This window comes from Desulfosarcina sp. (assembly GCF_046496365.1).
Lineage (GTDB): Bacteria > Desulfobacterota > Desulfobacteria > Desulfobacterales > Desulfosarcinaceae > Desulfosarcina.
Genome location: NZ_JAWOHB010000160.1, coordinates 1 through 24,071, shown reverse-complemented (window position 1 = coordinate 24,071; position 24,071 = coordinate 1). Strand labels below are relative to the sequence as shown.

25 protein-coding genes and 1 pseudogene are annotated in these 24,071 nt (G+C 58.2%); 10 read left to right on the top strand and 16 right to left on the bottom strand.

The features are described from left to right. The coding region (locus R6V78_RS16370; protein WP_410290454.1) for a TIGR00366 family protein at positions 1-154 on the top strand (154 nt) is incomplete at its 5' end. A gap of 104 nt (positions 155-258) precedes the next feature. Then, positions 259-1,224 carry a transposase gene (locus R6V78_RS16365; protein ID WP_410290453.1) on the top strand — a complete coding sequence of 322 codons (966 nt, stop codon included), beginning with the start codon at positions 259-261 and terminating at the stop codon, positions 1,222-1,224. On the opposite strand, the gene R6V78_RS16360 is transcribed toward R6V78_RS16365, so the two are convergent. Both R6V78_RS16360 and R6V78_RS16355 read right to left on the bottom strand, forming a co-directional pair. Then, positions 1,214-2,119: a DMT family transporter gene (locus R6V78_RS16360; protein ID WP_410290452.1), complete on the bottom strand. Its 906-nt coding sequence runs from the start codon at positions 2,117-2,119 to the stop codon at positions 1,214-1,216. The genes R6V78_RS16365 and R6V78_RS16360 overlap by 11 nt on opposite strands. Before the next feature lie 10 nt (positions 2,120-2,129). Further along, the gene (locus R6V78_RS16355; protein ID WP_410290451.1) at positions 2,130-3,179 is read right to left on the bottom strand and encodes a radical SAM/SPASM domain-containing protein; all 1,050 of its coding nucleotides are present in this window, start codon (positions 3,177-3,179) and stop codon (positions 2,130-2,132) included. Between the two features lie 350 nt (positions 3,180-3,529). Here R6V78_RS16355 and R6V78_RS16350 point away from each other — a divergent pair, with 350 nt between their 5' ends. Both R6V78_RS16350 and R6V78_RS16345 read left to right on the top strand, forming a co-directional pair. Next, positions 3,530-6,772 carry an ASKHA domain-containing protein gene (locus R6V78_RS16350; RefSeq protein ID WP_410290450.1) on the top strand — a complete coding sequence of 1,081 codons (3,243 nt, stop codon included), beginning with the start codon at positions 3,530-3,532 and terminating at the stop codon, positions 6,770-6,772. 297 nt (positions 6,773-7,069) lie between these two features. Continuing rightward, positions 7,070-7,972 (top strand): diguanylate cyclase domain-containing protein, encoded by a 903-nt coding sequence (locus R6V78_RS16345; RefSeq protein ID WP_410290449.1) that lies wholly within the window; start codon positions 7,070-7,072, stop codon positions 7,970-7,972. Between the two features lie 90 nt (positions 7,973-8,062). On the opposite strand, the pseudogene R6V78_RS16340 reads toward R6V78_RS16345, so the two are convergent. The 7 genes and pseudogenes from R6V78_RS16340 to R6V78_RS16310 all read right to left on the bottom strand — a co-directional run. Continuing rightward, positions 8,063-8,269: pseudogene (locus R6V78_RS16340) on the bottom strand (Rid family hydrolase); the annotation flags it as partial. 127 nt (positions 8,270-8,396) lie between these two features. Further along, a complete protein-coding gene (locus R6V78_RS16335) occupies positions 8,397-9,044 on the bottom strand; it encodes a flavodoxin family protein (RefSeq protein ID WP_410290448.1) in 648 nt (215 codons plus the stop codon). Positions 9,045-9,223: 179 nt separating this feature from the next. Further along, positions 9,224-9,835: an NAD(P)H:quinone oxidoreductase gene (gene wrbA / locus R6V78_RS16330; protein WP_410290447.1), complete on the bottom strand. Its 612-nt coding sequence runs from the start codon at positions 9,833-9,835 to the stop codon at positions 9,224-9,226. Positions 9,836-9,967: 132 nt separating this feature from the next. Then, positions 9,968-10,402: a MarR family winged helix-turn-helix transcriptional regulator gene (locus R6V78_RS16325; RefSeq protein ID WP_410290446.1), complete on the bottom strand. Its 435-nt coding sequence runs from the start codon at positions 10,400-10,402 to the stop codon at positions 9,968-9,970. Positions 10,403-10,449: 47 nt separating this feature from the next. Then, the gene (locus R6V78_RS16320; RefSeq protein WP_410290445.1) at positions 10,450-10,716 is read right to left on the bottom strand and encodes a hypothetical protein; all 267 of its coding nucleotides are present in this window, start codon (positions 10,714-10,716) and stop codon (positions 10,450-10,452) included. A gap of 134 nt (positions 10,717-10,850) precedes the next feature. Further along, positions 10,851-11,024: an MTH938/NDUFAF3 family protein gene (locus R6V78_RS16315; protein ID WP_410290444.1), complete on the bottom strand. Its 174-nt coding sequence runs from the start codon at positions 11,022-11,024 to the stop codon at positions 10,851-10,853. A 2-nt stretch (positions 11,025-11,026) separates the two neighbouring features. Next, positions 11,027-11,197 (bottom strand): hypothetical protein, encoded by a 171-nt coding sequence (locus tag R6V78_RS16310; RefSeq protein WP_410290443.1) that lies wholly within the window; start codon positions 11,195-11,197, stop codon positions 11,027-11,029. A 100-nt stretch (positions 11,198-11,297) separates the two neighbouring features. Here R6V78_RS16310 and R6V78_RS16305 point away from each other — a divergent pair, with 100 nt between their 5' ends. Together R6V78_RS16305 and R6V78_RS16300 are read left to right on the top strand one after the other, a co-directional pair. Further along, a complete protein-coding gene (locus tag R6V78_RS16305) occupies positions 11,298-12,455 on the top strand; it encodes a trans-sulfuration enzyme family protein (RefSeq protein ID WP_410290442.1) in 1,158 nt (385 codons plus the stop codon). A gap of 4 nt (positions 12,456-12,459) precedes the next feature. Further along, a complete protein-coding gene (locus R6V78_RS16300; RefSeq protein WP_410290441.1) occupies positions 12,460-13,230 on the top strand; it encodes a septal ring lytic transglycosylase RlpA family protein in 771 nt (256 codons plus the stop codon). A gap of 114 nt (positions 13,231-13,344) precedes the next feature. Here the strand turns inward: R6V78_RS16300 and R6V78_RS16295 are convergent, their stop codons facing one another. From R6V78_RS16295 to R6V78_RS16270, 6 genes are all read right to left on the bottom strand, one after another. Further along, on the bottom strand, positions 13,345-14,529 hold the full coding sequence (locus tag R6V78_RS16295; protein WP_410290440.1) for a M20 family metallopeptidase: 1,185 nt from the start codon (positions 14,527-14,529) through the stop codon (positions 13,345-13,347). 28 nt (positions 14,530-14,557) lie between these two features. Beyond that, a complete protein-coding gene (locus R6V78_RS16290) occupies positions 14,558-15,445 on the bottom strand; it encodes an ABC transporter permease (RefSeq protein WP_410290439.1) in 888 nt (295 codons plus the stop codon). Further along, a complete protein-coding gene (locus tag R6V78_RS16285) occupies positions 15,438-16,403 on the bottom strand; it encodes an ABC transporter permease (protein ID WP_410290438.1) in 966 nt (321 codons plus the stop codon). The genes R6V78_RS16290 and R6V78_RS16285 overlap by 8 nt, the downstream gene beginning before the upstream one ends. Positions 16,404-16,481: 78 nt before the next feature. Beyond that, on the bottom strand, positions 16,482-18,005 hold the full coding sequence (locus tag R6V78_RS16280) for an ABC transporter substrate-binding protein (protein ID WP_410290437.1): 1,524 nt from the start codon (positions 18,003-18,005) through the stop codon (positions 16,482-16,484). Positions 18,006-18,063: 58 nt separating this feature from the next. Continuing rightward, positions 18,064-19,026 (bottom strand): ABC transporter ATP-binding protein, encoded by a 963-nt coding sequence (locus tag R6V78_RS16275; protein WP_410290436.1) that lies wholly within the window; start codon positions 19,024-19,026, stop codon positions 18,064-18,066. Between the two features lie 5 nt (positions 19,027-19,031). After that, positions 19,032-20,030, bottom strand: coding sequence for an ABC transporter ATP-binding protein (locus R6V78_RS16270; protein WP_410290435.1), 999 nt, complete (start codon positions 20,028-20,030; stop codon positions 19,032-19,034). Positions 20,031-20,387: 357 nt separating this feature from the next. On the opposite strand from R6V78_RS16270, the gene R6V78_RS16265 reads away from it, so the two are divergent. Then, complete coding sequence (locus tag R6V78_RS16265) at positions 20,388-20,855, top strand: pyridoxamine 5'-phosphate oxidase family protein (RefSeq protein WP_410290434.1); 468 nt, start codon at positions 20,388-20,390, stop codon at positions 20,853-20,855. Positions 20,856-21,004: 149 nt separating this feature from the next. Beyond that, entirely contained in the window at positions 21,005-21,511 is a 507-nt protein-coding gene (locus R6V78_RS16260; RefSeq protein ID WP_410290433.1) for an HNH endonuclease, read from the top strand. A 108-nt stretch (positions 21,512-21,619) separates the two neighbouring features. Here R6V78_RS16260 and R6V78_RS16255 read toward each other — a convergent pair whose 3' ends face one another. Next, positions 21,620-22,174 carry a DUF309 domain-containing protein gene (locus tag R6V78_RS16255; protein WP_410290432.1) on the bottom strand — a complete coding sequence of 185 codons (555 nt, stop codon included), beginning with the start codon at positions 22,172-22,174 and terminating at the stop codon, positions 21,620-21,622. A 308-nt stretch (positions 22,175-22,482) separates the two neighbouring features. Between R6V78_RS16255 and R6V78_RS16250 the strand changes: the two genes are divergently transcribed. Together R6V78_RS16250 and rho are read left to right on the top strand one after the other, a co-directional pair. Continuing rightward, positions 22,483-22,863 carry a VOC family protein gene (locus tag R6V78_RS16250; RefSeq protein ID WP_410290431.1) on the top strand — a complete coding sequence of 127 codons (381 nt, stop codon included), beginning with the start codon at positions 22,483-22,485 and terminating at the stop codon, positions 22,861-22,863. Further along, positions 22,850-23,962 carry a transcription termination factor Rho gene (rho, locus tag R6V78_RS16245; protein ID WP_410290430.1) on the top strand — a complete coding sequence of 371 codons (1,113 nt, stop codon included), beginning with the start codon at positions 22,850-22,852 and terminating at the stop codon, positions 23,960-23,962. The genes R6V78_RS16250 and rho overlap by 14 nt, the downstream gene beginning before the upstream one ends. Positions 23,963-24,071 lie beyond the last annotated feature (109 nt).

Genomic DNA, 24,071 nt, shown 5'->3' with positions numbered 1-24,071 from the left:
AGACCAGTGGACTAACATGCTGCAACCCTTCTGGGCGCTGGCCCTTCTGGGTATCACCAAATTGAAAGCCAGGGAAATTGTGGGATACACCATGGTGGTCATGGTGGTCAGCGCCTTTGTCTTCATCCTCGGTCTTTGGCTTTTGCCTGTTTAGAACCTCATCAGAGTATTGGGGTCAAACCTTGAAAAGTATTGGGGTCAAACCTTGAAATGTGAAATAGATTGACAAATTAATTCTCAGATTTTATTACATGCTCCATGGCACGACAATGGAGGATAGAATTTCCCGGGGCGCTTTACCATGTGCTATCCCGTGGCAATGGCGGTCAGGATATCTTTCATACGGATGTTGACCGAGCGCTGTTTATCAATTTATTAGAAGAACTGGTTCAGCGGTTCAACATTGAGATCTATGCTTATGTTCTGATGAGCAATCATTATCATCTGTTGCTGAAAACGCTTGATCCCAATCTATCTAAGGCCATGCAATGGTTCGGATCAACTTATACCCGTAAATTCAATCTGAACCATCACACCAACGGGCATCTTTTCCAAGGACGCTTTAAAAGCATTATCGTGGAAAATGATGCCTACCTGCTAAGATTATCCTGTTATATCCATCGCAACCCGCTTCGTGCAGGAAGGGTTGAGCGGCTGGCGGATTACCCATGGAGCAGTTACCCGTTTTACGGCTATAAGAAGAAATCACCGCAGTGGTTGAATACCGGAACGATTTTAGATTATTTACCCGGAGAGGATTCTCACAAGGCTTATCGAAAGAAAATGCGGGAATATGCCAAGGAGAACCACAGCCTTTGGGAAGATGTCAAATATGGACTGATTTTCGGCAGCCAGGATTTCGTTGAAAAATTGAAGGAACGGTTCTTGGCAGATAAAAAAAATATTGAGCTGCCACAACACAATAGACTTTTGCGTGAATTTGATCCAGGCTTGTTTTTAAATGAAGCTGGCCGGATATTGGGGCTTGATATTGAAGCGGTTCGAAATGCAAAGAAGATGCGGGACAGTGACAAGGAAAAACGGGATTTATTGATCTATTTTCTTTTTAAAACCGGGCGGTTTTCCAATCAGAAAATCGGGGACCTGTTTGAGCTCACCTATTCTTCAATCAGCAAAAGTGTAAAGGCGATCAATGACAAAATTGGGGTTGAACAAAGGCTTAAAGATCAATATCAGGAATTAAATTCAAATTTCAAGGTTTGATCCCGATACTCTTGCGCAGGGTCAGCACGACGTTGGCTGCAAAAATGAGCACGGCACCCAGCCAGCCGAGCGGTCCCAGCGACGGATCCGAGGCCAGCCAGGGGCCCAGCAACGCGGCCAGCAAGATGCGCGTCGAGGAGATCACGCCCCCCTCGACGGCGGTGACATAACGGAATCCTATCGTGATGAGAAACTGACCGGCAATGCCGGCCCCGCCGCAAACCATCAGATAGTATAACTCGGTGGGGTTGGGCCAGAAAAAGCGGTTGCGGAAAAAGACGAACATCAGCAGCGCTCCCAGGCCGAACATGTAAAAAAGCACAGTGTTGGCATCGTGGTGCTGCCGGCTGATATTCAGGTAGACAATGGCCGCCGCCGCACTAATCCCCGAACCGAGCCCCCAGAGGCTGTCGAGACCGAGGCCCGTGCTTCCCGGCTTCAGGATCAGCCACACGCCGGCGATGGCCACCGCCACCATGGCCGCAGCGACCGGATCACGCTGGTGGCGCATGAGTATCCATGACAGGATGACAATGAAAATGGGATAGGTCATGTTGAGGATGTTGGCCTCGGCGACCGAGGTGAAGCGCACCGCCTGATAAAAACAGTATACGGCGATGCTGTTGCCCACGGCCCGGCCGACGAGCAGATGGTAGCGTTTGGGGGCCGGCCCCTGCCGCCTGAGGGTCATCAGGATGCAGACCACCAGAAATCCCAGCAGAAAACGGAAAAAGGCGTAGAAGGCGGAGTCGATGGCCACCACATCCTGGGACCAGCGGATCACCACCGTGGAGAAGTAGAAGCAGAAGGCCGATGCAAAAACGGCCAGGCATCCCAGCAGGCCGGATATGGCCGACGGGGGGTTGGGCCGGCTCGGCAAAGTCGTTGCGCTCATGGACAGTCCTTCAGGGCGGACTCGGACAGTTGCGCCAGCACAGGGGATCCGATGCCAGGTAGTCGCCGGTCATCTGGTAGGCGGCCCCCCGGCAGCCGTAGCAGCCGTCGGCCTGGTCGCAGCTTGCGCAGGGCCCCTTGATGGTCCGGCGGTGATTTTTCAGGTCCTTGAGCACCTGGCTGTTCTCGATGAGCGTCTTCAGCGGCTGCCGGCGGATGTTGCCCAGGGAGAGGGTCACTCCCACACAGGGCATGACGTCCCCCCTGGAGGTCACCAGACAGGAGAACTGGTGGCGCAGGCAGCGGTTGCCCACCAGCGGCGGCTGGACCGGCCAGGTTCGGCCATAACGCTTCCGATCGATGGCCGCCAGTTCCTCAAATACCCCTTGCAGGGTCGGCGGATCCACCACCAGCCAGGGGTTTTCCAGAGCCTTGGCCTGGGGTGTGATGATTTCGAAATAGGGTGCGATGCCCTGGTCCCGCAGCCAGCACCACATGCGGGGAAGTTCATCCAGGTTCTGACGGCAGATGATGGTGCTCACGGCCAGGAATGCAGTTTCGGAGGGATAGCCCGCCTGTTTGAGGTGGCTGAGCGCGTTGGCGATGATCCGGCCGGCTCCCGGTTTCCCGGACAATCGGTCCTGCAGTTCGGCATCGAAGGTGTTCATCTTCATCACCACACGCACCCGGCGCTCAAACAGCCACCTGGCGAAACCGGCCGAAATGCCGCTGCCGTTGGTGAACATTTCCACATCCATGCCCTGGTCCTGGATGAAGCCGATCATTTCCCGGATAAGCGGGTAGATGCTCGGCTCGCCCCCCAGGATGATAATCCGTTGCGCACCCAGGGCTTGGGCCTGCATGAGCACATCCCGGATCTCCGCGGCGGTCAACTCCCCGTCAAAATAGCTCTCCTCGGGAACATAGCAATACGGGCATCGAAAATTGCAGCGCAGGCTGAATTCGATTTCCATGGTCAGCAGCCGGTTTTCCGCGGCTGCACAGGCGATGGCAGCCTTGTCGACCTCAAAATCGCATAACCGGCTGGTACCGCTTTTCATGAATCGATCCTTTTTAAATCGACGCCTGCTGCGTATACAAATGAAGCGTCATTAGCTATTCAAAATTTCCGTCGGTGTCAAGGCCAACCGATGCTGGTCAGCGCCCCGTCAAGGTCCTAGCCCTGACCCCTGGCGGTTTCGCGAGGAAACAAAAACACGGTTGTCGGGTTCCCGTAAGGGCATTTTTACGATCGCCCCCGTTTTGCTGTGGCCTGCTGACGGGACCCTGCTGCGGGAATGGCTTGACCCGGACAAAGCACTGTAATAACTGGTGTCCAGTCAGGTATACCCGACCCATCCACCACCGGCGGCTGAGGCTGTCATATGCGGCTTAAGGAATCCCATCGACGATGACACAATCGAATGCAGAAAAGGACACGATCACCTTGATGATGGAACGGCTGCTGTCCGGCCCTGCCCGCCCGGGTCAGACATTCAGCATGCCCGGCTGCGACTATGACGGCCTTTATCGGATGGCCCGCCGCATCAAGGCATCTTTTGACAGCCGGAAAGTTGATGGCGCACCGGTCTGCCTCTGCACCGAGGACCGCACGCTGATGGCGGCCGCCCTTCTGGCGTCGCTGGCCGGTGGGCCCGAACTGCTGCTGCCCCATACCCTGTCGGCAACCGCGCTTATGGATTTGCATCAGCTGACCGGTTTCAACCGAGCTGTTGCAAAGCCCGGTCATCTTCTGCCGGTCGGCGTATCAGCCATCGATGTGCTGGCGCTGGCCGATGAAGCCGAAACCCTGCGGTCCGAGGAAGAACCCGATCCTGACCGGACCTGGATTCACCTGTTCACCGGCGGATCTACCGGTGCGCCGCGTCTCTGGTCCAAAACACCCCGCAATCTGCTGGGCGAGGTGGACTATCTGTTAACCCGTTATGAGATTCAAAGCAGCGACCGCATTCTGGCCAGCGTACCGGCCCTGCATATTTACGGACTGCTTTACTCGCTGTTGGCACCCCTGGCGGCATCGGCCCGGGTGGTGGCGTCGACCCCTTCCTTTCCCGAAGAGATCAAACAGCAGATGGTCGACGCAGCGCCCACAATTTTCGTGAGCGTACCGGTCCATTACCGGGCACTCAGGGAAAGTCCAGCGGACAAGCGGGCCTTGCGGCTGGCCTTCTCCTCGGCCGGCCCCCTGGCTGAAGCCGATGGCGCGGCCTTCGGCAGCTCCGCAGGCGTGGACCTGATCGAAATTTACGGTTCCACGGAAACCGGCGGCATCGCCACCCGCTGCCGGGCCAAAGGCGAAGCGCACTTCACACCCTACAGCTGCATCCAGTGGAGAGTCGCCGGTGACATGCTGGACATCCGGTCGCCATTTCTTTCGCGGGAGCTTCCGGTGCACGGCAACGGGTGGTTCACGGTGGCGGATCGGGTCAAAGCCCATGGCAGCCAGGGGTTTGTGGTTACCGGAAGGGCGGACAATATCGTCAAAGTGGGCGGCAACCGGGTGGATTTGGAAAAGGTTCGCCAGGTCATCATGGATATCGCCGGCGTCGATGAAGCCCTGGTAATAGCCAACTCGGTGGAGACCGGCCGGGATCGGGAGATCATCGCCCTGGTGGCTGGCAGCGCTTGCGACGACGATGTCAGGGCTTGCCTGGACAAGGCGTTGGAGCCCCACGAGAAACCCCGTCAGATCCGCATCGTCGATCGGATTCCCAGAGCGGCTACCGGAAAGATCGATCGCCGTGCCATTGAAAAAATTGCCGCCGCTCAAGCGATTACATTCGAGCCGGCCGGGCTCAAAGTGCCCCTGGATGAAAATAAAACGCTCCAGGAAATGGGCACCGATTGTGGGATCGGTATCCGGGCCGACTGCGGTGGCGTGGGTATCTGCGGCAAGTGCCGCGTCCTGGTCCATCCCCAGCAGAATTTCTCTTTACCCACCGATGAGGAACTGGACAGCCTTACGCCGGACCAGATGGCCGGCGGCTCGCGGCTGGCCTGCCAGGCGCGGGCCATCGGCAGGGGAACGGTCACGATCCCCGACAACCTGGAAGAAAGTTCCGAAACCAGAGGAAAAACCGGTATCGCCCGAAGTTATCCGGTGGATGCCATGACCCGGCGCCTGGCCTTCACCGGCCGACCACCGGGCCTGAAGACGGACAACTCCCCGGAAAGTCTGCTGGACTGGCTCGCCGCCCAGGTCGGCGACCCCGCCGCCGCAGTTGCCGACATCGCTTCCCTGCGGCAGCTGGGCGGATATCGCGACAGCCTGAAAACCTTCACCCTGGTGGTACATGAGGAGATCGGCCTGCGCCGCATCCTGGCAGGCAGCCAGAGCGCCGGCCTCGGATTCGCCGTTGATCTGGGCACCACGTCCTTAGCCGGCTATCTGTGCGACCTGAGGAGCGGCGCGCTGCTGGCGGCCGACGCCTGTGTCAATCCCCAACGGCGCTTCGGTGAGGATGTGATCAGCCGCATCAGCAGGATCAACGCAAAGGATGCGCATCTGGATCAACTCCAGCGTCTGGCCGTTGAAGGCATCAATTTGCTCATGCACCGCTGTCTGGCGCATATCGGGGCCACATGCGGTGATGTCGACGAGGTGGGTGTTTGCGGCAACACCACCATGCAGCAGATTTTCGCCGGTCTTCACCCCTATGGGTTAGGCGTCTTCCCCTATCTCCCACTGACGCTGACCCCGCCAACCCTCAACGCCAAAGACCTCGGGCTGACCACCGATGCGGCGGTTCCCGTATTTTTTATGCCGGTCGTATCGGGTTTTGTGGGTGGAGACACCATGGCCGCCATCTTGGCGGATCGTCCCCACGAGCGCAGCGCGGTCACCCTCATCATTGATATCGGCACCAACGGCGAGGTCGTTTTGGGCAACCGGGACGGGTTATGGGTTACCAGCTGTGCCACCGGTCCGGCCCTGGAAGGCGCTCAGATCTCCTGCGGCATGCGTGCGGTATCCGGTGCCATCCACCGCGCATGGCCGGATGAAAGCAACCGCCGCGTCGTCTATGAAGTACTGGGAAATGATGGCCGCAATCGGCCGATGGGCATGTGTGGTTCGGGCATCATCGACACCATTGCCGCCCTGCGGCAGATCGGGGCCATCCTGCCCAACGGCAGGCTGGATGAAACAATCAGCGGGGTGGTTGCCGATCAGCGGGGTATCGGACGGCACTATACCATCGCAGGCAGGGATCAAAGCGCCACCAGCAGGGATATTTCCGTCACCCTCAACGATGTCCGCCAGATTCAACTGGCCAAAGCGGCGCTTTCCACGGGAATCGAATTTCTCATGCGCAAGGCCGGCATCGACAAAATTGAGCGCACCATTCTTACCGGCGCCTTCGGCGCCCGCTTCAACTGGAAAAACGCCCTGGCCATCGGGATGCTGCCCCCGGCCGTTGCCGACGGTCTGGTCATGCCCAAAGACAACCTGGCCGGTGTGGGTGTGGTAATGGCGCTTCTGGACAAAAAATTGAGAGCGGAAGCACGCGATCTGTGCCGACGCATCCGCTACCTGGAGTTGGCCTCGGAACCGGATTTCGCCACGGCCTTTTCCCGCGCCACGGCCTTTCCGGAAGTCACCCCGTCAGCTGAAAGCACCACGCTTGAAGGGTAGCGGTCAAACCCCGGCCTTAACCGAACCCATCCATGTTCTGCGTGATCGGTTTCATCGATCTCCGGACAGTAAAAATCATGGCATCGGGGGCAAATTCCATGCGCTGTTACGCTCCTGCATAAAACTTTATCCGGCATGCTTTTCATAAATCGACGGGTCATGGCCCTGACGTTCTGGATTAGCCAGATATCGATGAATACACATTGAATACCTTGACAATAAAAGGGAGAGTGCGCAATCATTCACCTGTAACCAGGATGAATTAACTTATGTGAATCCGGCATCAAGGAAAACCCCATGAACCTGGATCAAGATGCTTATGCCAGGATCCTTGAGAACCTGCATGACGGTTTGTACTTTGTGGATCGAGAGCGGGTGATCACCTACTGGAATGCAGCTGCTGAACAAATCTCCGGATTCTCCCGCCAGGAGGTGATCGGTCAATCGTGCGCTGATAATATTCTGACGCATGTGGACAGCAGCGGCACGAGTCTTTGTACCGGGAAGTGCCCTTTATGGGAAACCATCCATGATGGCCGGCCTCGCGAGGGCGAGGTGTATATGCGCCACAAACAGGGCCACCGGATTCCCGTCCATGTCCGCGTCAGTGCATTAACCGACGTGGATGGGAAGGTCATTGGCGGAATCGAATTGTTTTCCGATATCAGCAACCGGCGTGCCAATGAACTGAGGGTCCGGGAGCTTGAAAAGTTGGCCCTGCTGGACGGTCTTACGGAATTGGCCAACCGAACCTATATCGAAACCGAGCTCCATAACAGGCTTGAGGAGCGTAAACGGTTGAACATTCCATTCGGAATTCTTTTCATGGATATCGACTGTTTTAAACAATTCAACGACACCCATGGTCATGATACCGGCGATGCGGTTCTGCGCTTCGTTGCCGGTACGTTTAAATCCAACACGCGACCCTTTGACCTTTATGGCCGTTGGGGAGGTGAAGAATTCATCGGCATCATCCGCAACATCAATCTGGAAAACCTCAGCCGCCTGGGCAACCGGGTGCGTGCCCTGATTGAAAAATCATATATCCTTCACGGAGAGATCAAATTACAGGTTACGCTTTCCATGGGTGCCACCCTGGTGCATGCAAGCGACACCATGGACACCCTGCTAAAAAGGGCGGACAATCTTATGTATGCAAGCAAACAGGCGGGAAGAAATCGTTTAACGCCGGGTTGATCCAACTGCAGTCTTGTCCAGGGAGAATCGCACGCAGGCCTTAATCGAAAGGCGTTGGTCGCTGATGAAGGGACCTCCATGAGAAAACGGTCACCCCACAATCGCCGTGCATTTGATCTCCACACATCCGCCCTTGGGCAGCGCACTCACCTCGATGGCGGCGCGGGCCGGCTTGTGGGCCGAAAAATACCCGGCGCAAATGGCGTTAAAGTCTGAGAATTCGCCCATGTCCGTGAGAAACACCTCCGCGGCGGTGGTCCGCTCCAGACCGCTGCGGGCGGCGATCAGAATCTGTTTGACCTGGGCTGTGCAATCACCGCCTGGGGATAGGGGCCTATGGCCGCCGGGGCCCTGTCGGTTTGAACCGCTTGTAAAGACATCGTGACGCTCCTTTCATTATCAATTCATTCAGGTTCCTAAGCGGCTAACGGCCAGCCAGGACCGCGGCCAAGGCCGCTCCCGATTCATAGGCCTCCTTTAGAAATGAAGGGTGCTGCAAAATCTGCCCCTCCGATTCGATCTGCCCATAAATCAGGGATTGCCAGAGTTCCATATCCAGTGCATCCAGGAAATATCTGACGCTCATCAATGCGCCGTCAAACAGTTTTTTGCCCTTGGTGGACCCCACGGAAATAAACAAACCTTTGCGCGGATAGTCTTGTTGACCGAAGGGCTGCTTTTCAATCCAGTATTTATTGACCCACCGGGAGTTACAGCGATCCATCAGGATTTTCGTGTGGGCGCTGACGGCGTAGAAAAAAATCGGTGAGGCCAGCATCAGGCCGTCAATTCGCATCAGCAGCGCTTCGACGTTTCTGAAATCATCGTCAATGACACATCTTCCGTCAGCTTTGCACCCGTAGATTTCCATGCAGGGCGACATTTTCAAATCCCGCAGGACAATTTCGGTGACGTTGGCACCCGCGTCACGGGCGCCGGCGACGGCGTGCTTGAGCAGTGTTGCGGTATTGCCCTGCCGGCGGGGGCTGCCGTATACGGCGGCGATCTCTACCATCGACCCTTCTCCCTGTAAGCTGTTGAAAAAACGATCCAGGCCGGTTCTATCATTCACCGCCAATATCAATCAAACCATGGCTGCAATCAGGGCAGGGATAGGTCAACGTCCAAACCCGGCCATTTCGTATGCATCGATCGGGGCCCATACGGGCACACGAACAACGGATTGCGGTTCGCAGTGGCGCGCCGTAAGTCGCAGGCAATCTCAGGCATCCCGACGCGTGGCATGCCCCGCTAGGACTTCAACTTGGCGGCAATCGCGGCAACATGCCTGCCTTGGAAGCGTGCGCCGGCCAGTTCATTTTCGCTGGGCATCCGCTCCCCTGCCCCGCCGGCAATCGTCGAGGCACCATAGGGCGATCCCCCGGTGATCTCATCCATGCGCATCTGTCCCTGAAAGGCGTAGGGTAATCCGACAATCACCATGCCCTGGTGTAAAAGGGTGGTGTGAAATGACAAAATGGTCGATTCCTGTCCGCCGTGCTGGGTCGCCGAACTGGTAAACACACTGCCGACTTTGCCCACCAGCGAACCCTGGGACCAGAGCTGGCCGGTGGCATCCAGGAATTGACGCATCTGTCCGCACATGTTGCCGAAGCGCGTCGGCGTACCAAAAATAACGGCGTCCGCGGAAGGCAGTTCTTCGACGGTGCAGACCGGTATCTGCGCAAATGCCTTTTGGGCCTCGATGGCGCCCATTTTTTCGAGCACCGCCTGCGGAAGCGTTTCGGGAACGCGCCGCAACAGCGCTTCGGCGCCATCGACCTCCCGGACGCCCTCGGCCACTGCCTGGGCCATTTTGTACACATGCCCATAGGTGGAGTAGAAAACAATCCGTATTTTCATGGCAAATTCTCCTCTTTCTGAAGGTTTCCGTTTTTTCACGTCAATCGGGTTTTAATCCTGCCCGGTGAGATCGCTGCTGAATTCGAACACCCCCCTTGTGTCGGCTCTTCAAAACCAGGGGCCAGCTGAAAATCAATCCACCACAACGCCATCGGCATGCAGACCGATCTTTTTAAGCAGCCTGACCACCTCGCTGCGCTCTCTTGCGGTCAATCCCTCGACGATCTTTTCAAGGTTTTGGGTGTGCTTATCATAGGCGTTTTTTATGAGCATGCGCCCCGATTTGGTCAGGTGCAGGTAATAAGACCGACCGTCGGCAGAATCCTGAATCCGTTCCAAGAGGCCTTTCTGGACCAGGCGGTTGACTGCAGCAGTCATGGATCCGCTGGTCAGAAGAACTTTCCTGCCGATGGTGTTGATGGGCAGCGGTCCTTTGTGCAAAAGCGCTTCCAAGATACTGAAATCGCTTATATTCAAACCGGTTCCGGCGATACTGGCCCGATCAACCCGCTCGACAGCTTTGGCCGCTCTGCCCAATATCAGGCGTATGTGGGATCCCGTTTCCATGGCACAAAAGTAACCGCATATATCTTGATGTCAAGGCATTGCCGTCCTCATTTTTTGTCAAGCATTCGTTTCAAGCCGCCGTACGCATGGGCTTGCGCAAAGTTCTCCAGAAGTTCGCGAACCATCGCCGCCTGCGCTTTCCTGACCATGAGCCGCATGGGCACGGAATTGAAGAGGTAAGGTGCAACCGTCTCTCCCAGAATGAAGTAGTCGATTCCTTCCGCATCCAGGATGGACCTGAGAAAGACACGATCACCGGCATTGTGAACTTCCAGGACCATTTCAAAATCGCTTGCGCTTTTCGTTTTCGACATGTGATCCCTCGGCATTAAAAACAACCGCATCGCAGCTGGAAGCCGCGCCAACGCGAAACCGGATATCGCCGCGCGCCGTCCCGACAGGCGTTACCGCATTATTGGCCAAAAAACCGACGGTACCGGCAAAGGCCTCAGCAGGTCAGATGAAAGCAGGCGCCGACCTTCGATCCCGTCGTGCACTTTTGATTGTAAATTCCCACGGCCCGGGGAGTGGGTTCGGCAATCAAGGCGATGCCCCTCTCCTTCAGAAAGGCCACGACATCCGCTTGCAGGCGCATGCGCGCGCTGGTGCCCGTGCCGGCCACGATCACAGTTCCGGGGCGGTGTCGACCAGGGCAAGCAGGTCGTCTACGCACAGCACATGGCCGCGCTGCCGCCACCACCCGTCCCGTACACGCCCATCGGGGAAAATAAACAGATCGGAGGTATAGGTTCGGCCGTCAATAGTCATGACGCCGAATGCGCTGGAATCGATCATGGTCTCTCCGCAGAAAACATGCTAAAATATTCATTCCGACAGCATGAAAGTAAAGATCAAAACGAAATATTCAACCCGCCCGACCATCCAAGGAGTCGTCATGGCCAATGCAAACCAGGGCATCGACACCCGGCTGATCCACGCCGGCGAGCCTGAAAAACGCATCTGCGGGGCCGTCAGCCTGCCGGTGTTCCAGTCGTCCACCTTCGCGTACGCCGGCCATCCCGGCTACGACGAGTTGAAGTACATCCGCATGAACAACACCCCCAACCACGAGGTACTGCACCGCAAGCTGGCGGCCCTCGAAAACACCGAGGCCGCATTGGTCACCGCCAGCGGCATGGCGGCCATCTCCACCACCCTTTTGGCACTCTTTTCGCCTGGCGACCACATCCTGGTGCAGAATTGCCTGTACGGCGGCACCCAGGATTTCATCGTTTCGGATTTCGTCCCCCTGGGGTTTCAGTTCGATTTCATCGACGCCGAGGATCCATCCTCCTGGGCCGCCAGGCTAAAGCCCAACACCCGCGGCCTGTACGTGGAAACCATCACCAACCCGCTGCTCCGGGTGGGCGACCTGAAGGCCCTGGCCGAGTTTGCCGCGGCCAACGGCCTGATCGCCATGATCGACAACACCTTCGCCACGCCGGTCAATTTCCGGCCGGCAGAATGGGGTTACGACATCTGCCTGCACAGCTGTACCAAATACCTCAACGGCCATTCGGACATCGTGGCCGGGGCGGTGGCCGGCAAGGGCCACCTGCTGAAAAAGATCGCCCACAAGCTGATTCACCTGGGCGGCAGCCTGGACCCCCATGCCTGTTTCCTCCTGCACCGGGGGATGAAAACCCTGGCCCTGCGGGTTCGGCACCAGAACCGCAGCGCCCTGGCCATCGCCGAAACCCTGGCCGCCCATCCGGCCGTCGCCCGGGTCAACTACCCCGGTCTGCCCGGCCGGCCCGGTTACGATCGGGCCAGGGAACTGCTGGAGGGTTTCGGGGGCATGGTCAGTTTTGAACTGAAAGGCGGCCTCGCCGCGGCCGAGCGTTTCATGCAGCGGGTAAAGATTCCCATCGTGGCCCCCAGCCTGGGCGGGGTGGAGACCCTGGTCACCCGGCCGGCCACCACCTCCCACGCCGGCATGAGCGCCAGGGAGCGACAGGCGGCCGGCATCACCGACTCCCTGATCCGCCTCTCCGTGGGTATCGAGGACACCCGGGATTTAAGGCAAGATTTTGAACAGGCCCTGAACGGATGATCCGATGACGTTGCCAGAAGATGCAATTGTCGCAACGACGGCAAAAAATATCGATGCGCTGGCATCGCTGATCCGGCGCAGCTTTGCCGGCGTGGCCCGGCGCTTCAACCGGACGCCGGAAAACTGCCAACACCGCTTGCGCCTTGGCATAACGCTATTGGCCGCGTCATGTGTGCTCCTGTCCTCCTGCGGCGTGGTGCGCACCACCTACCGGCTGACCAAGGGAACGGTGGTCACGGCTTACAAGGTGACCCGATTCGCCGGCAGCACGGTCTATACCGTGGGCGGGTTCACCTTTGATGTGGTCACCGCCCCGCTCTCCTGGCCCCTGACCCACGACGATATCGACACCATCGACGGCCTGTCGCCCAAGGAAGCCATCGCCCAGGGCCGGGTCAAGGCCTCGCCCTATGTGGTCCGGGGCCAGCGCTATGTGCCCATGACGGTGGCGCAGGCGCAGACCTACCGTGAAACCGGCATCGCCTCCTGGTACGGGGATGAGACCTACCGGCAGCGGGGCGGGCACATGACCGCCAATGGCGAAGCCTTCTATCCCAATGGCCTGAGCGCCGCCCACAAGCACCTGCCCCTGCCCATCTTCGTGCGGGTGACCAATCTGTCCAACCGGCGCAGCATCATTGTGCGCGTCAACGACCGCGGGCCCTTCATTGCCGACCGATTCATCGACCTGAGTGCGGGCGCCGCCAAAAAACTGGGCTTTTACGAACAGGGTACGGCCCGGGTGCTGGTGGAGACGGTCAACCTGAAAAGCTGAGGGAGGGCGGAGGGAAGCGCCGCCGCACCCCAATCCAATTGAACCGCGATAGCGAGCGCATCTGCCGCCGCTTGCGGCGGGGTTGGCGAGCGAACGGGGAATCGATCTTCATCCCTACGACGCCTGAAGGCTTGATCTCTTATCTTGGGCAATCGATTGGCAGACGGAAGCGATAAGCCGGATCTGGGGCACAATGCTGTTCAACTCCACATATTCGTCCTGCCGGTGGGCATTGCCGCCCACCAACCCCATGCCGTCGATGGTGGGCACGCCCAAAGCGGAAGCGAAATTGCCATCCGAACAACCGCCGGTGGCAATCCACGCAACTTTCAAGCCCATCCTGGCAGCCTCGGCCGCGATCAGCCGCCACAACTCCAGGGTCCGGTCATCGGATTCCATGGGCGGCCGGTCGACGCCACCGTTTACGGATAAGGTCACCCCGGGCACATGGGTGTTCGCCGGAAGTGATTTGAAAAAAGACTCGACCGGCGCCACCTGTCTTTTGCTGGCCACACGGACATCCACCGATGCTCTGGCCTCGTCGGGTATGATGTTGGTTCTTTCTCCACCGCGGATCACCGTTACGTGTGCCGATACCCCCTCATCGGCCTGCTGGTTGAACCGCTGGACGGCAATCGTCTGGTGAGCGATCTCAACAGCGGCATTGGCTCCCTTTTCCGGCTCCACACCCGCATGGGCCGAAGTACCCCTGGCCGTAATCCGGTAGCCACCGCCGCCTTTGCGTTGGAGGACAAAACGGTGGCCCGGACGGCAGGGTTCGAAAACGAATACCCGTCGGCTGTTTACGGCATTGGCTTCAATCCACTCCCTGGACGCCTTCGATCCCACCTCCTCGTCGCCGTTGAAGCACACCCCCATCGACAACTGGTTCAACACACCACCATGATGCAGGGTTTCAAGCACGTACAGGGCCACCAACAACCCGCCTTTCATATCGCAGACACCCGGGCCGCCGGCCCGGTCGCCGTGCTTGCTGAAGGGCCGTTTTTGCACTTCACCCGGAGGAAATACCGTGTCCATGTGACCCAGAAACAGAATATCAAAGGTTTCCGTCAAGGGGCGATTGTGGGCCTGCAGACAGGGAACGCCCCGGTCGCCCCGCTTCTCCAGACAGGTGGAAAAGCCCATGGCCTCCAGACGCCGGACAAAAAAACGGGCCACGGCATCGATACCGGCAAGGTTGTCGCTGCTGCTGTCTATATTGACGAGGGTCTCCAGGTCGTTGACGAAATCATCAATCCTGTCGGAGATGAAAGCTTGCATTGCGGTCTTGATCATCGTGGTTCGATTCTCATCCTAAAAAACGTTACCCCTTGCGTTCGATCTTGGGGTTCAACTCTTCCCGAAGCCAGTCGGCAAACAGGTTGATGCCTACCACCAGCAGAATCAGGGCGACTCCCGGAAAGACGATCATCCACCACATGCCGGCATAGATGTAGTTTTTGCCGATGGCGATCATCATGCCCAGACTCGGTTCGGTAAGCGGCACACCCACACCCAAAAAGCTCAGGGTGGCTTCGAGCATGATCACCACGGCCAGATCCACGGCCACCACCACGAAGATGGGGGTCAGGGAATTGGGCAGGATGTGGCGCAGCATGATGCGCAGGTTGCCGGCACCGGCGGCGCGAGCCGCCAGGATGTAGGCCTCCTGTTTGACTTCCAGTACGCTGCCGCGCATGGTGCGCGCGTAGCGCACCCAGTCGGCGATGCAGATCGCCAGAATCACCACGGGGATGCCCCCGTGCTTAAAAATTCCCAGCAGCAAAAAAGCCAGCAGGGTGGTGGAGAAGGAGAAAACGGTATCGGCCAGACGCATGGTGGCGATGTCCAGCCAGCGGCCGTAAAAACCAGCCAGAAGGCCGATCAGGATGCCCATGGTTCCGGAGATGAACACGACGGAAAAACCGACGATCAACGACGTGCGGCAGCCGTAGATAATGGTGCTGAGGATGTCGCGGCCCTGGTCGTCGGTGCCCAGCAGGAAGGGCCAGGCGCCCCCCTCCATCCACAGCGGCGGGGTGAGGAAATGCTCCAGGCTGAGGGTGGTCAGGTCATAGGGATTCTGCGGCGTGATCCAGGGAGCGGCTACCGCAGCCGAGATGAAGAGCAGCAACAAAGCGCTGCCCGCCAGGGCCGACGGGTCGTGCAGGTAGTTCCACAGCAGGCGCGATGTGATGCGGCGTTCAGTCATAACGGATCTTTGGATTCAGCAGTGCGTAAAGGATATCCACCACCATGTTCAGTGTGATGATGATGGCCGCGGCCAGCATGATATAGGTGACGATCACGGGCTGATCGTTTTCGTAGATGGAGGTGAGCAAAAGATTGCCCATGCCCGGCCATTGGAAGATCGTTTCGGTGACGATGGAAAAGGCCAGCAGTTCTCCGAACTGCAGGCCGGTGATGGTGACCACGGGGATCATCACATTGCGCAGGGCATGCTTGAGCACCACGGTGTGCGGCGCCAGGCCCTTGGCCCAGGCGGTCTTGATGTACTCCTGGGTCAGCACTTCGCGCATGCCGGCGCGGGTCAGGCGCAGCAGAACCGCCAACTGATAGCTGGCCAGGGTCAGGGCCGGCAGAATCAAGTGCCGGAGTCCGTCCATGGTCAACAGGCCCGTGCGCCAGAATCCGATCTGGACCGTATCCCCGCGGCCGAACGAGGGCAGGATGTTCCAGAAAACCGAAAAGATCATGATCAGCAGGATGCCGGTCAGAAAGGTCGGCAGGGAAATACCTCCCAGACTGAGCGCCATGATAAAGCGATTGCGCAGGGCATAGGGTTTGAGTGAAACCAGCACCCCCAGGCTCAAGCCGCTGGTGAAGGCGATGCACACGGCGCACACGGCCAGTTCAAAAGTGGCCGGAAAGCGTTCCAGAATCAGGCCCAGGGCCGGCACGCGGCTGACATACGATTTGCCGAAGTTGCCCTGCAGCGCGTTCCACAGGAAACGCACATAGCGTTCGTGGATCGGCTTGTCGAGTCCGAAGACCCGGCGAACTTCTGCCTGCTCTTCGAAGGTGGCGTAGAGGCCGGCCATTCTGACGACCGGATCCCCCATGAACTGGAAGATGAAAAAGCAGATCATCGAAACGGCCAGCAGCACCACGATGCCTTGCAAGAATCGTCGCGTGATATAAGTCAGCATGTCATCCAGCCGGCTGAGCACAAGTTGTCGAAAGAGGTCCGGAAGGCCGTTATGGGCGGCGGCCTTCCGGTGGGATTTCTATTTCAGCGATAGTTCTTTATAGATCATCCAGCGGTCGGGGCGCGGCTGGAAGGCTATGTTGCTGTCTTTGCGCACGGCATAGATATCCATCTGGTAGTGCAGGGGAATCCAGGTGATCTTGTCCACCATGGCCATTTTATTGAGATCCTGCAAGGCTTTTTCGCGAGCCTTGGCGTCCAGCATGCCCATCGTGGATTCAATCAGTGCGTCCATTTCAGGATCGCTGAAGCCGGCGCCGTTGAGTTCGCCGAAGCCGCGCTCCTTGTCGCGCGTGTGGGCCAGTTTGGCATAGGTGCGGCCCATGTCGAAGGTGCCGTCGAACCAGCCGATCAGGTAGAAGGCCAGCTTGCCCTGGTTGACCTCGGGGAAGAAAATCGATTTGGGCTTGGCGTCCAGCGTCACCGTGATGCCGACCTTGGCCAGGTACTTGGCTACGGCCTCGATGATTTTAGCATCCTGGATGTAGCGGTCGTTGGGTCCGCTCAGGGTGATGGCGAAGCCTTTCTCGTACCCGGCTTCCTTGAGCAGCTGCATGGCTTTTTCAGGATCATGGGGCAGGCGCTTCAGATCGGCGACGTAGCCGATGGTAGGCTGATCGGGGATCTGGGCGGCCGGAGCGGCCTGACCGCGCATCACTTTCTCGATGATTTCGTCTTCGTCGATGGCCATGTAGATGGCCTGGCGCACACGGATGTCGGCCATGGGGGTGCCGGGCGTATTTGCCAGCGCCAGGAAGATCGAACGCCGTGCAGGCTTGCTGACGACCTCAAGCTGATTGTTTTTCTTGACCTGGTCGTAGAGTTCAACCGGAACGCCGGTGAGCATGCCCACCTGCCCGGAAACCAGGGCTGCAAAACGCGTGGAGGATTCGGTGATGGGACGGATCTCGACTTTTTTGATGGGCGGTGCGCCTTCCCAGTAGTTTTCGTTGGCTTCCATCTTCACATAGGAACCTTTGACCCATTCCACGAATTTATAGGCCCCGGTACCCATCGGACGCACCATCACATCGCCTGGATCGCGCGTGGTGGTGTCCTCCTTGTCCATGATGAAGGTCTGGTGCAGGTTGTTGATGAACCAGGGAATGGGTTCCTTGGTCTTGATGGTGACGGTGTAATCGTCATGGATCGTGATGCTGTCGATGGATTTGCCCGCATTGACGAATTCCGAGACCTCGGGATTGGACAACCGTTCGAAAGTGAATTGGACATCCTCGGCCGTGAAGGGGTTGCCGTTGTGGAAGGTGACGCCCTGGCGCAGCCAGAACTTCCAGCTCAGGGGATCGACGCGTTCCCACTTGACTGCCAGGGCCGGGGCCAGCGTGCCCTCTGCACCTTTGCGTTGCAGCAGGCCGTCAAAGAAGTTGGCGAAATACTGCAAACCGGCATCGGAATCGTCCCCATGGGGGTTCATCATGCGCGGTGAATCGTCCTGGGCCACCACAATCGACGACTGGGCCCAGGCCTGGCCTGCGAACAGCAGGACCGCCATTGCCAACAGAATGGATAATGTCTTCTTCATCTTGCCTCCTTCGGGTTGTCAATACGCGTTCAATTACCGGCGGTTGCACCGCCGGGGGTCAATACAGAAAACAGGCGGCCGCATGGCCGTCGGCCACCTCCTTGAGCTGCGGCGTTTCCCGGCTGCAATGGTCCATGCGGTGGCGGCAGCGGGGGTGAAAAGCGCACCCCGGCGGCGGCTGAATCGGGCTGGGCACGTCGCCGCTGAGCAGGATGCGTTGCCTCCGGACCTCCGGATCGGCCACCGGCACGGCCGAGAGCAGTGCCTGGGTGTAGGGGTGTTTGGGGCTGCTGTAGATATCTACATACGCGGCGGTTTCGACGATCTTACCCAGGTACATCACCGCAATGCGGTCGCACAGGTGCTCCACCACCGCCAGGTCGTGGGCGATGATGATGTAGGAGAGGCCGAATTCGGTCTGCAGGTCGATCAGCAGGTTGATGATCTGAGCCTGAATGGAGACGTCCAGGGCCGAGACCGGCTCATCGCCGATCACCAGGTCGGGATTGAGCGCCAGGGCCCGGGCGATGCCGATGCGCTGGCGCTGTCCGCCGCTGAACTCGTGGGGATGCCGCCGGCCCTGCTCGGGCGACAGACCGACCTTCTCCAGCAGAAAGGCCACCCGTTCGCGCCGCTCGACCGGGGTATGCACGCGGTGGATGGTCATGGGCTCGGCGATGATCTGATTGACCGTCATGCGCGGGTTGAGGGAGGAATAGGGGTCCTGGAAAATCATCTGGATGTCGCGTTTGAGCAGGCGCAGGTGCTCCTGATCCATGGCGGTCACGTCGCGGCCGGCGAAGCTGATCCGTCCGCCGGTGGGTTCGATCAGCCGAAGGACGGCCAGACCGGTGGTGGTCTTGCCGCAGCCGCTCTCTCCCACCAGGCCGAGGGTTTCACCCCGGGCCAGGGCAAAGGAGACCCCGTCCACGGCATAGACATGGCCCACCGTACGGCTGATCAGGCCCTTGGTGATGGGGAAGTGAACTTTCAGGTCGTCAACGGTCAGCAACGGATCCATGGTGGTTACCGCTCACCTTCTTTTACGTGCAGCCAGCATCGTACCGCATGCCCTTCCCCGGTCTCGAGGATTTCGGGCAGGTGCTGGCGGCATTTTTCCAGCCGGTCGGGGCAGCGTGGATAGAAGCGGCATCCTTCCGGCAGGCTGTACAGGCTCGGCACCATCCCGGCGATTTCACGCAGCCTGCGGCGGCCGTGCCGCGCGCGTTCACCCAATTTGGGAATGGATTGCAGCAGACCGCGGGTATAGGGATGCTTGGGATTTTTGAAGATATCCCCGGTGCGGGCCGCTTCGACGACTTTACCGGCGTACATCACCACCACCCGGCTGGCAATCTCGGTAATGACCCCCAAATCATGGGTGATCATCATGATGGCCGTGTCATAGTCCTGGCGCAGGGTCAGCATGAGGTCCAGGATCTGTGCCTGCACGGTCACATCCAAGGCCGTGGTGGGTTCGTCGGCAATCAGGATTTCCGGATTGCAAGCCAGGGCCATGGCGATCATCACCCGCTGACGCATACCACCGGAAAGCTGGTGAGGATAGGCCTGCAGGCGACGCTCCGGGGCCGGAATCTGGACTTTTATCAGCATTTCAACAGCCCGTTCCAATGCCGCTTTGCGTGAAAGCCCTTCGTGGAGGGTGAACATTTCAGAAATCTGGTCGCCGATGGTGAAAACAGGGTTCAGGGAGGTCATGGGTTCCTGGAAGATCATGGCGATGCGGTTGCCGCGGATTCCCCGCATACCACCCATGGACAAGGCGGCGATGTCCACACCGTCGAAAAGAATTTGACCGGCGACGATTCTGCCGGGGGGTTCGGGAATCAGGCGCATGACGCTCTGGGCCATGACGCTTTTACCGCACCCCGATTCCCCGACAATCCCCAGCACCTCTCCCCGGTCCAGATGCAAGGAGACATCGTCCACGGCCCGGGCCACACCATCAAAGGTGAAAAAATAGGTCTTCAGACCCTGAACCGCCAGCAGGTGAACGGCTCTCATCAGGCGTGCCTCTCGGATTGGGACAACCGGTCTCGCATGACCTGTCCGGTCTTCAGCACCAGGCATGTCGATCCGGGGTCAATCTCTGTTGGGTCCGGTTCCCCGGCCCATGGGCGGTTGATCGGTTTGGGAAAGATGGTCTTTTTTTATCAATGCAGCACCGGCCTGTCAAGATATTACTGACTACTCATAACACATTTCATATTGGATTTAAGTATTTAGGCCGCCGGAGACTCTCGACCGGATCGACCGATGCCGAGGTTTGCAATTCGCACGAAAACAAGGTATCCGAGCCTCAAGGCAAAAACCGATCACCTGCCATTCACATTGGCACAAGCTGCGGGAAGGGAAAAATCCATGACGAAACCGTTGAGAAGGGAGGACCGGCGGCTTGACGATGCTGCCGCCATGGCACTTTTAAAACGGGGTGAATACGGCATTCTAAGCACCTCGGACCAAAGCAACCGGCCTTACGGCATACCGGTGAATTACGTCGTGATGCAAGAAAGCATCTTTTTTCACTGCGCCACCGAAGGCCAGAAGCTCGAAAATATCACTGCCAACAAAACGGTCTCCTTTTGTGTGGTGGGAAAGACCGAACTCATCCCCGAGAAATTCTCCACCCGGTATGAAAGCGTGGTGGTGTCGGGCACCGCCGAGATGATCGAAGACGATGTATTGAAAAAAAACGTGCTGCGTGCCCTGGTCGCCAAATATGCGCCGGAACACACCTCTTCCGGTGAGGCCTATATCGACAAGCTGATGGATCAGACTGCAGTCGTACAGGTATGCATAGCACACCTGGCCGGCAAATCCCGGAAGTAGAGCCCCGCCAGCTTTGGGCCGGTTTGGACCGGCGGCAAAGATGCGGCACCCAAAAGGCTCCACCGCCCGTGTCAATCGGCGACGATTCCATATTGACAACGGCCTTCAAAACCGATTAGTTTTTTCATCCGGGAAGAGGAAGCGTCGCCATGAACGGGAATTGCATTCTGCTCAACGGGGATTATACCTTTCTGGGCCTGGTGGACTGGAAAAAGGCCATGGTACTGATGCTTGCCGATAAGGTCCGGATCCTGAAATTTTCCAACCGGGTCATCCATGGTGTGGGCCGCACCTTCCGGGCGCCGGCGGTGGCCGTACTGGTCAAGGTGGTTAGATGCGTCTACCGCGGGCACGTACCTTTTTCCCGACGCAACGTGTTGATCCGGGACAGGTTTACGTGTGCCTATTGCGGATCACGGGCCAAACCCATCACCCTGGATCACGTGATCCCCCGGTCGCGGGGCGGCAAAACCGATTTTGACAACTGTGTGGCCTGCTGCCGGGCCTGCAACCTCAAAAAAGGCGCCCTGTCGCCACGGGAAGTAAAAATGGCCCTGCGTCGTCGCCCCTGGCAGCCAACCATCGCCGAGTTTATCCGCATACGCCTGCGCTGTTCAGGCGTCTACGGACTGCTGGTCGAACTGGGACTGCTGTAGAAACGTCGGGCGTTTCTTTGCAGGATCGGTGGGGGGTCGCTACTCGGGCGGATTTTCTTTCGGGGCCGCAGGTTTTTCCGCCTCGATTGCCTGCCTGACGGCGATCGACTACTCCAATTTCGAAATGCCGGCAAGAATCGGCGGCACGCGATCCAGGGTTCTGAGCTTGTCTATCAGCAGCTGGGCATCGGCATGCAAGGACAACCGATCCTGATGAATCTTCAGGGCGGCCAGCGCTTTGCCGGCAATTCGTCTGGCCCCGGTGAGGTTTCCCTGCTCCAGATGCACATAAACGCCGGCTGCTCGGATAACAGCCTGCAATAGCTGCTTCTCATCCCCTTGCGCCCGCATCCAATGCGGCTCAAGATATTCATGGGTTTCAAAAAAGAGGCCATGGTCCCAGATGGTGAAGGCGATGTCCAGGGGATTGTCGATAGGGTCTTTGCAAAGATCCGCCAGCACCTGGGTGTAGGCCCGAAGGCGCTGGTCGATGTATGCCTTGACACACGCCGGCAGCGAATCGTTCATAAAAGATCCAGCAATGCGCTGCGCCGGCTGAATCTCTTTGCGGTCCAAGACCTTTTTTAAACTTTCCGACAGGGCGTTGCGCACATTGCGGCACAGCCGGTTGTTGAATGGATCGAAACGGTCGATGGTGGTCATGTCGGACTCCTTTGTGGTGTTATCGCGGCTGTCCAATGATTGGGGTTGTCATCGCCTGGCAACTGTTTTAGTATACGCATCACTCAGTCGGCAGTTTCGGCATCTGTATATCGTCAGCACCCATGTAGTCAAAGTCCCGCCGGTTTGACAACGCTCACGAGGGTATTAATTTTACTGACTCGTGCGCCCTATTCAGCGCTTCACTCGCTGAGTAAAGCGGTTCAACACCACCCGCAGCCCGGCCCCGTCAACTCGACGAATCCGCATCTGCCGTGCACCCCGGTTATTGAGAAAGGATCATTGCGTCAATGAAATTTACCTTTGTCCACAACAACATCAATGTCCTGGACCTGGACAAGAGCCTCGATTTTTACAAAAAGGCCCTCAACCTGGCAGAGAACCGCCGATGGAACAATCCCGGATTCACCCTGGTCTATCTGGGTGACGGACACAGCCAGCACCAGCTGGAACTCACCTGGCTCAAGGACCGCACAGCACCCTACGACCTGGGTGACAATGAGATCCACCTGGCCTTCGAGGTGGATGATTACGCCGCCGCCCATGCCCTGCACCGCCAAATGGGGTGCATCTGCTATGAAAACGAGGGGATGGGCCTTTACTTCATCTCAGACCCGGACGGGTATTGGATCGAAATCATGCCCGCCAGAGAAAATCATGCACACCATTAAACCCGGGCGTCAGCCAGTGGAACAGACAAGCGGACACCTAGAAATACTGGATAAAGGGTTCGGCTTTCTCCGCAGCATCGACAACAATTACCAGGCCGGCCCAGCGGACACGTTCGTCCCGGCTTTCATAATCACCAAATTCGGCCTGCGGGAAGGGAGCTTCATCGAAGGCAGGGGTGAACCCGGCAACCCGGGCAACCAGAACCTGAAGCTGGCTGCGGTGGAAAAAGTCAACGGCCTGAGCCTGGAGCGCTATAAAAAGACTGAAACCATGCACACCATGACCAGCATCAACCCCGACCAGCGCCTGCGCATGAGTCAAGGACCCAAAGATCTCACCGGTCGGGCCCTGGATCTCATCGTCCCCATGGGCAGGGGCCAGCGAGGCCTGATCATTTCACCACCCAAAACCGGAAAAACCACCCTTTTACGGCACATGGCCAACTCGGTAACCGCCAACGATCCGGAAATGGACGTTTTCATACTGCTGATCAATGAACGGCCGGAAGAAGTGACCGATTTCAAACGGGGGCTGAAGGCTGCCCACGTGCTCTACTCTTCCGCGGACCAGAGCATCTCCCAGCACATGCGCATGACCCGCCTGGCAGTGCATACGGCCATGCGCTGCGCGGAAACCGGCCGGGACACGGTGGTTTTCATCGACTCGCTTACCCGCATGGCCCGGGCCTTCAACGCCGAAACGGAAAGCTACGGCCGGACCCTCTCGGGCGGACTTGGCGCCAACGCCATGGAAGTGCCGCGTAAGATCTTCGGCGCCGCCAGAAACATAGAAGCCGGCGGTTCGCTGACGATCATCGCCACGATTCTGGTGGAGACCGGCAGCCGCATGGACGACATCATCTACCAGGAGTTCAAGGGAACAGGCAATATGGACCTGGTGCTCAGCCGTGACTGCGCCGAGCACCGGATCTTTCCGGCCATCGACATCCGCCAGAGCGGAACCCGCAAGGAAGAACTGCTCCTGGACAAGGACGAACTCAAGAAGATCGTGGACATCCGTCGGGCCCTGTCGCCGAAAGACGCCACCGAAGCCATGGCGAACCTACTGGAATACCTGGACCGTACCAGTCGCAATTAAAATCCCGGTGAGCCCCCGTGGGCCGGCAGGCGGCCACGCCGGCAGCAACCAAGCTTGAATCGGGCTGGCTACCCCGGTTCAAAAGCGCTGTGGGGCTGCTTCTTTTCCT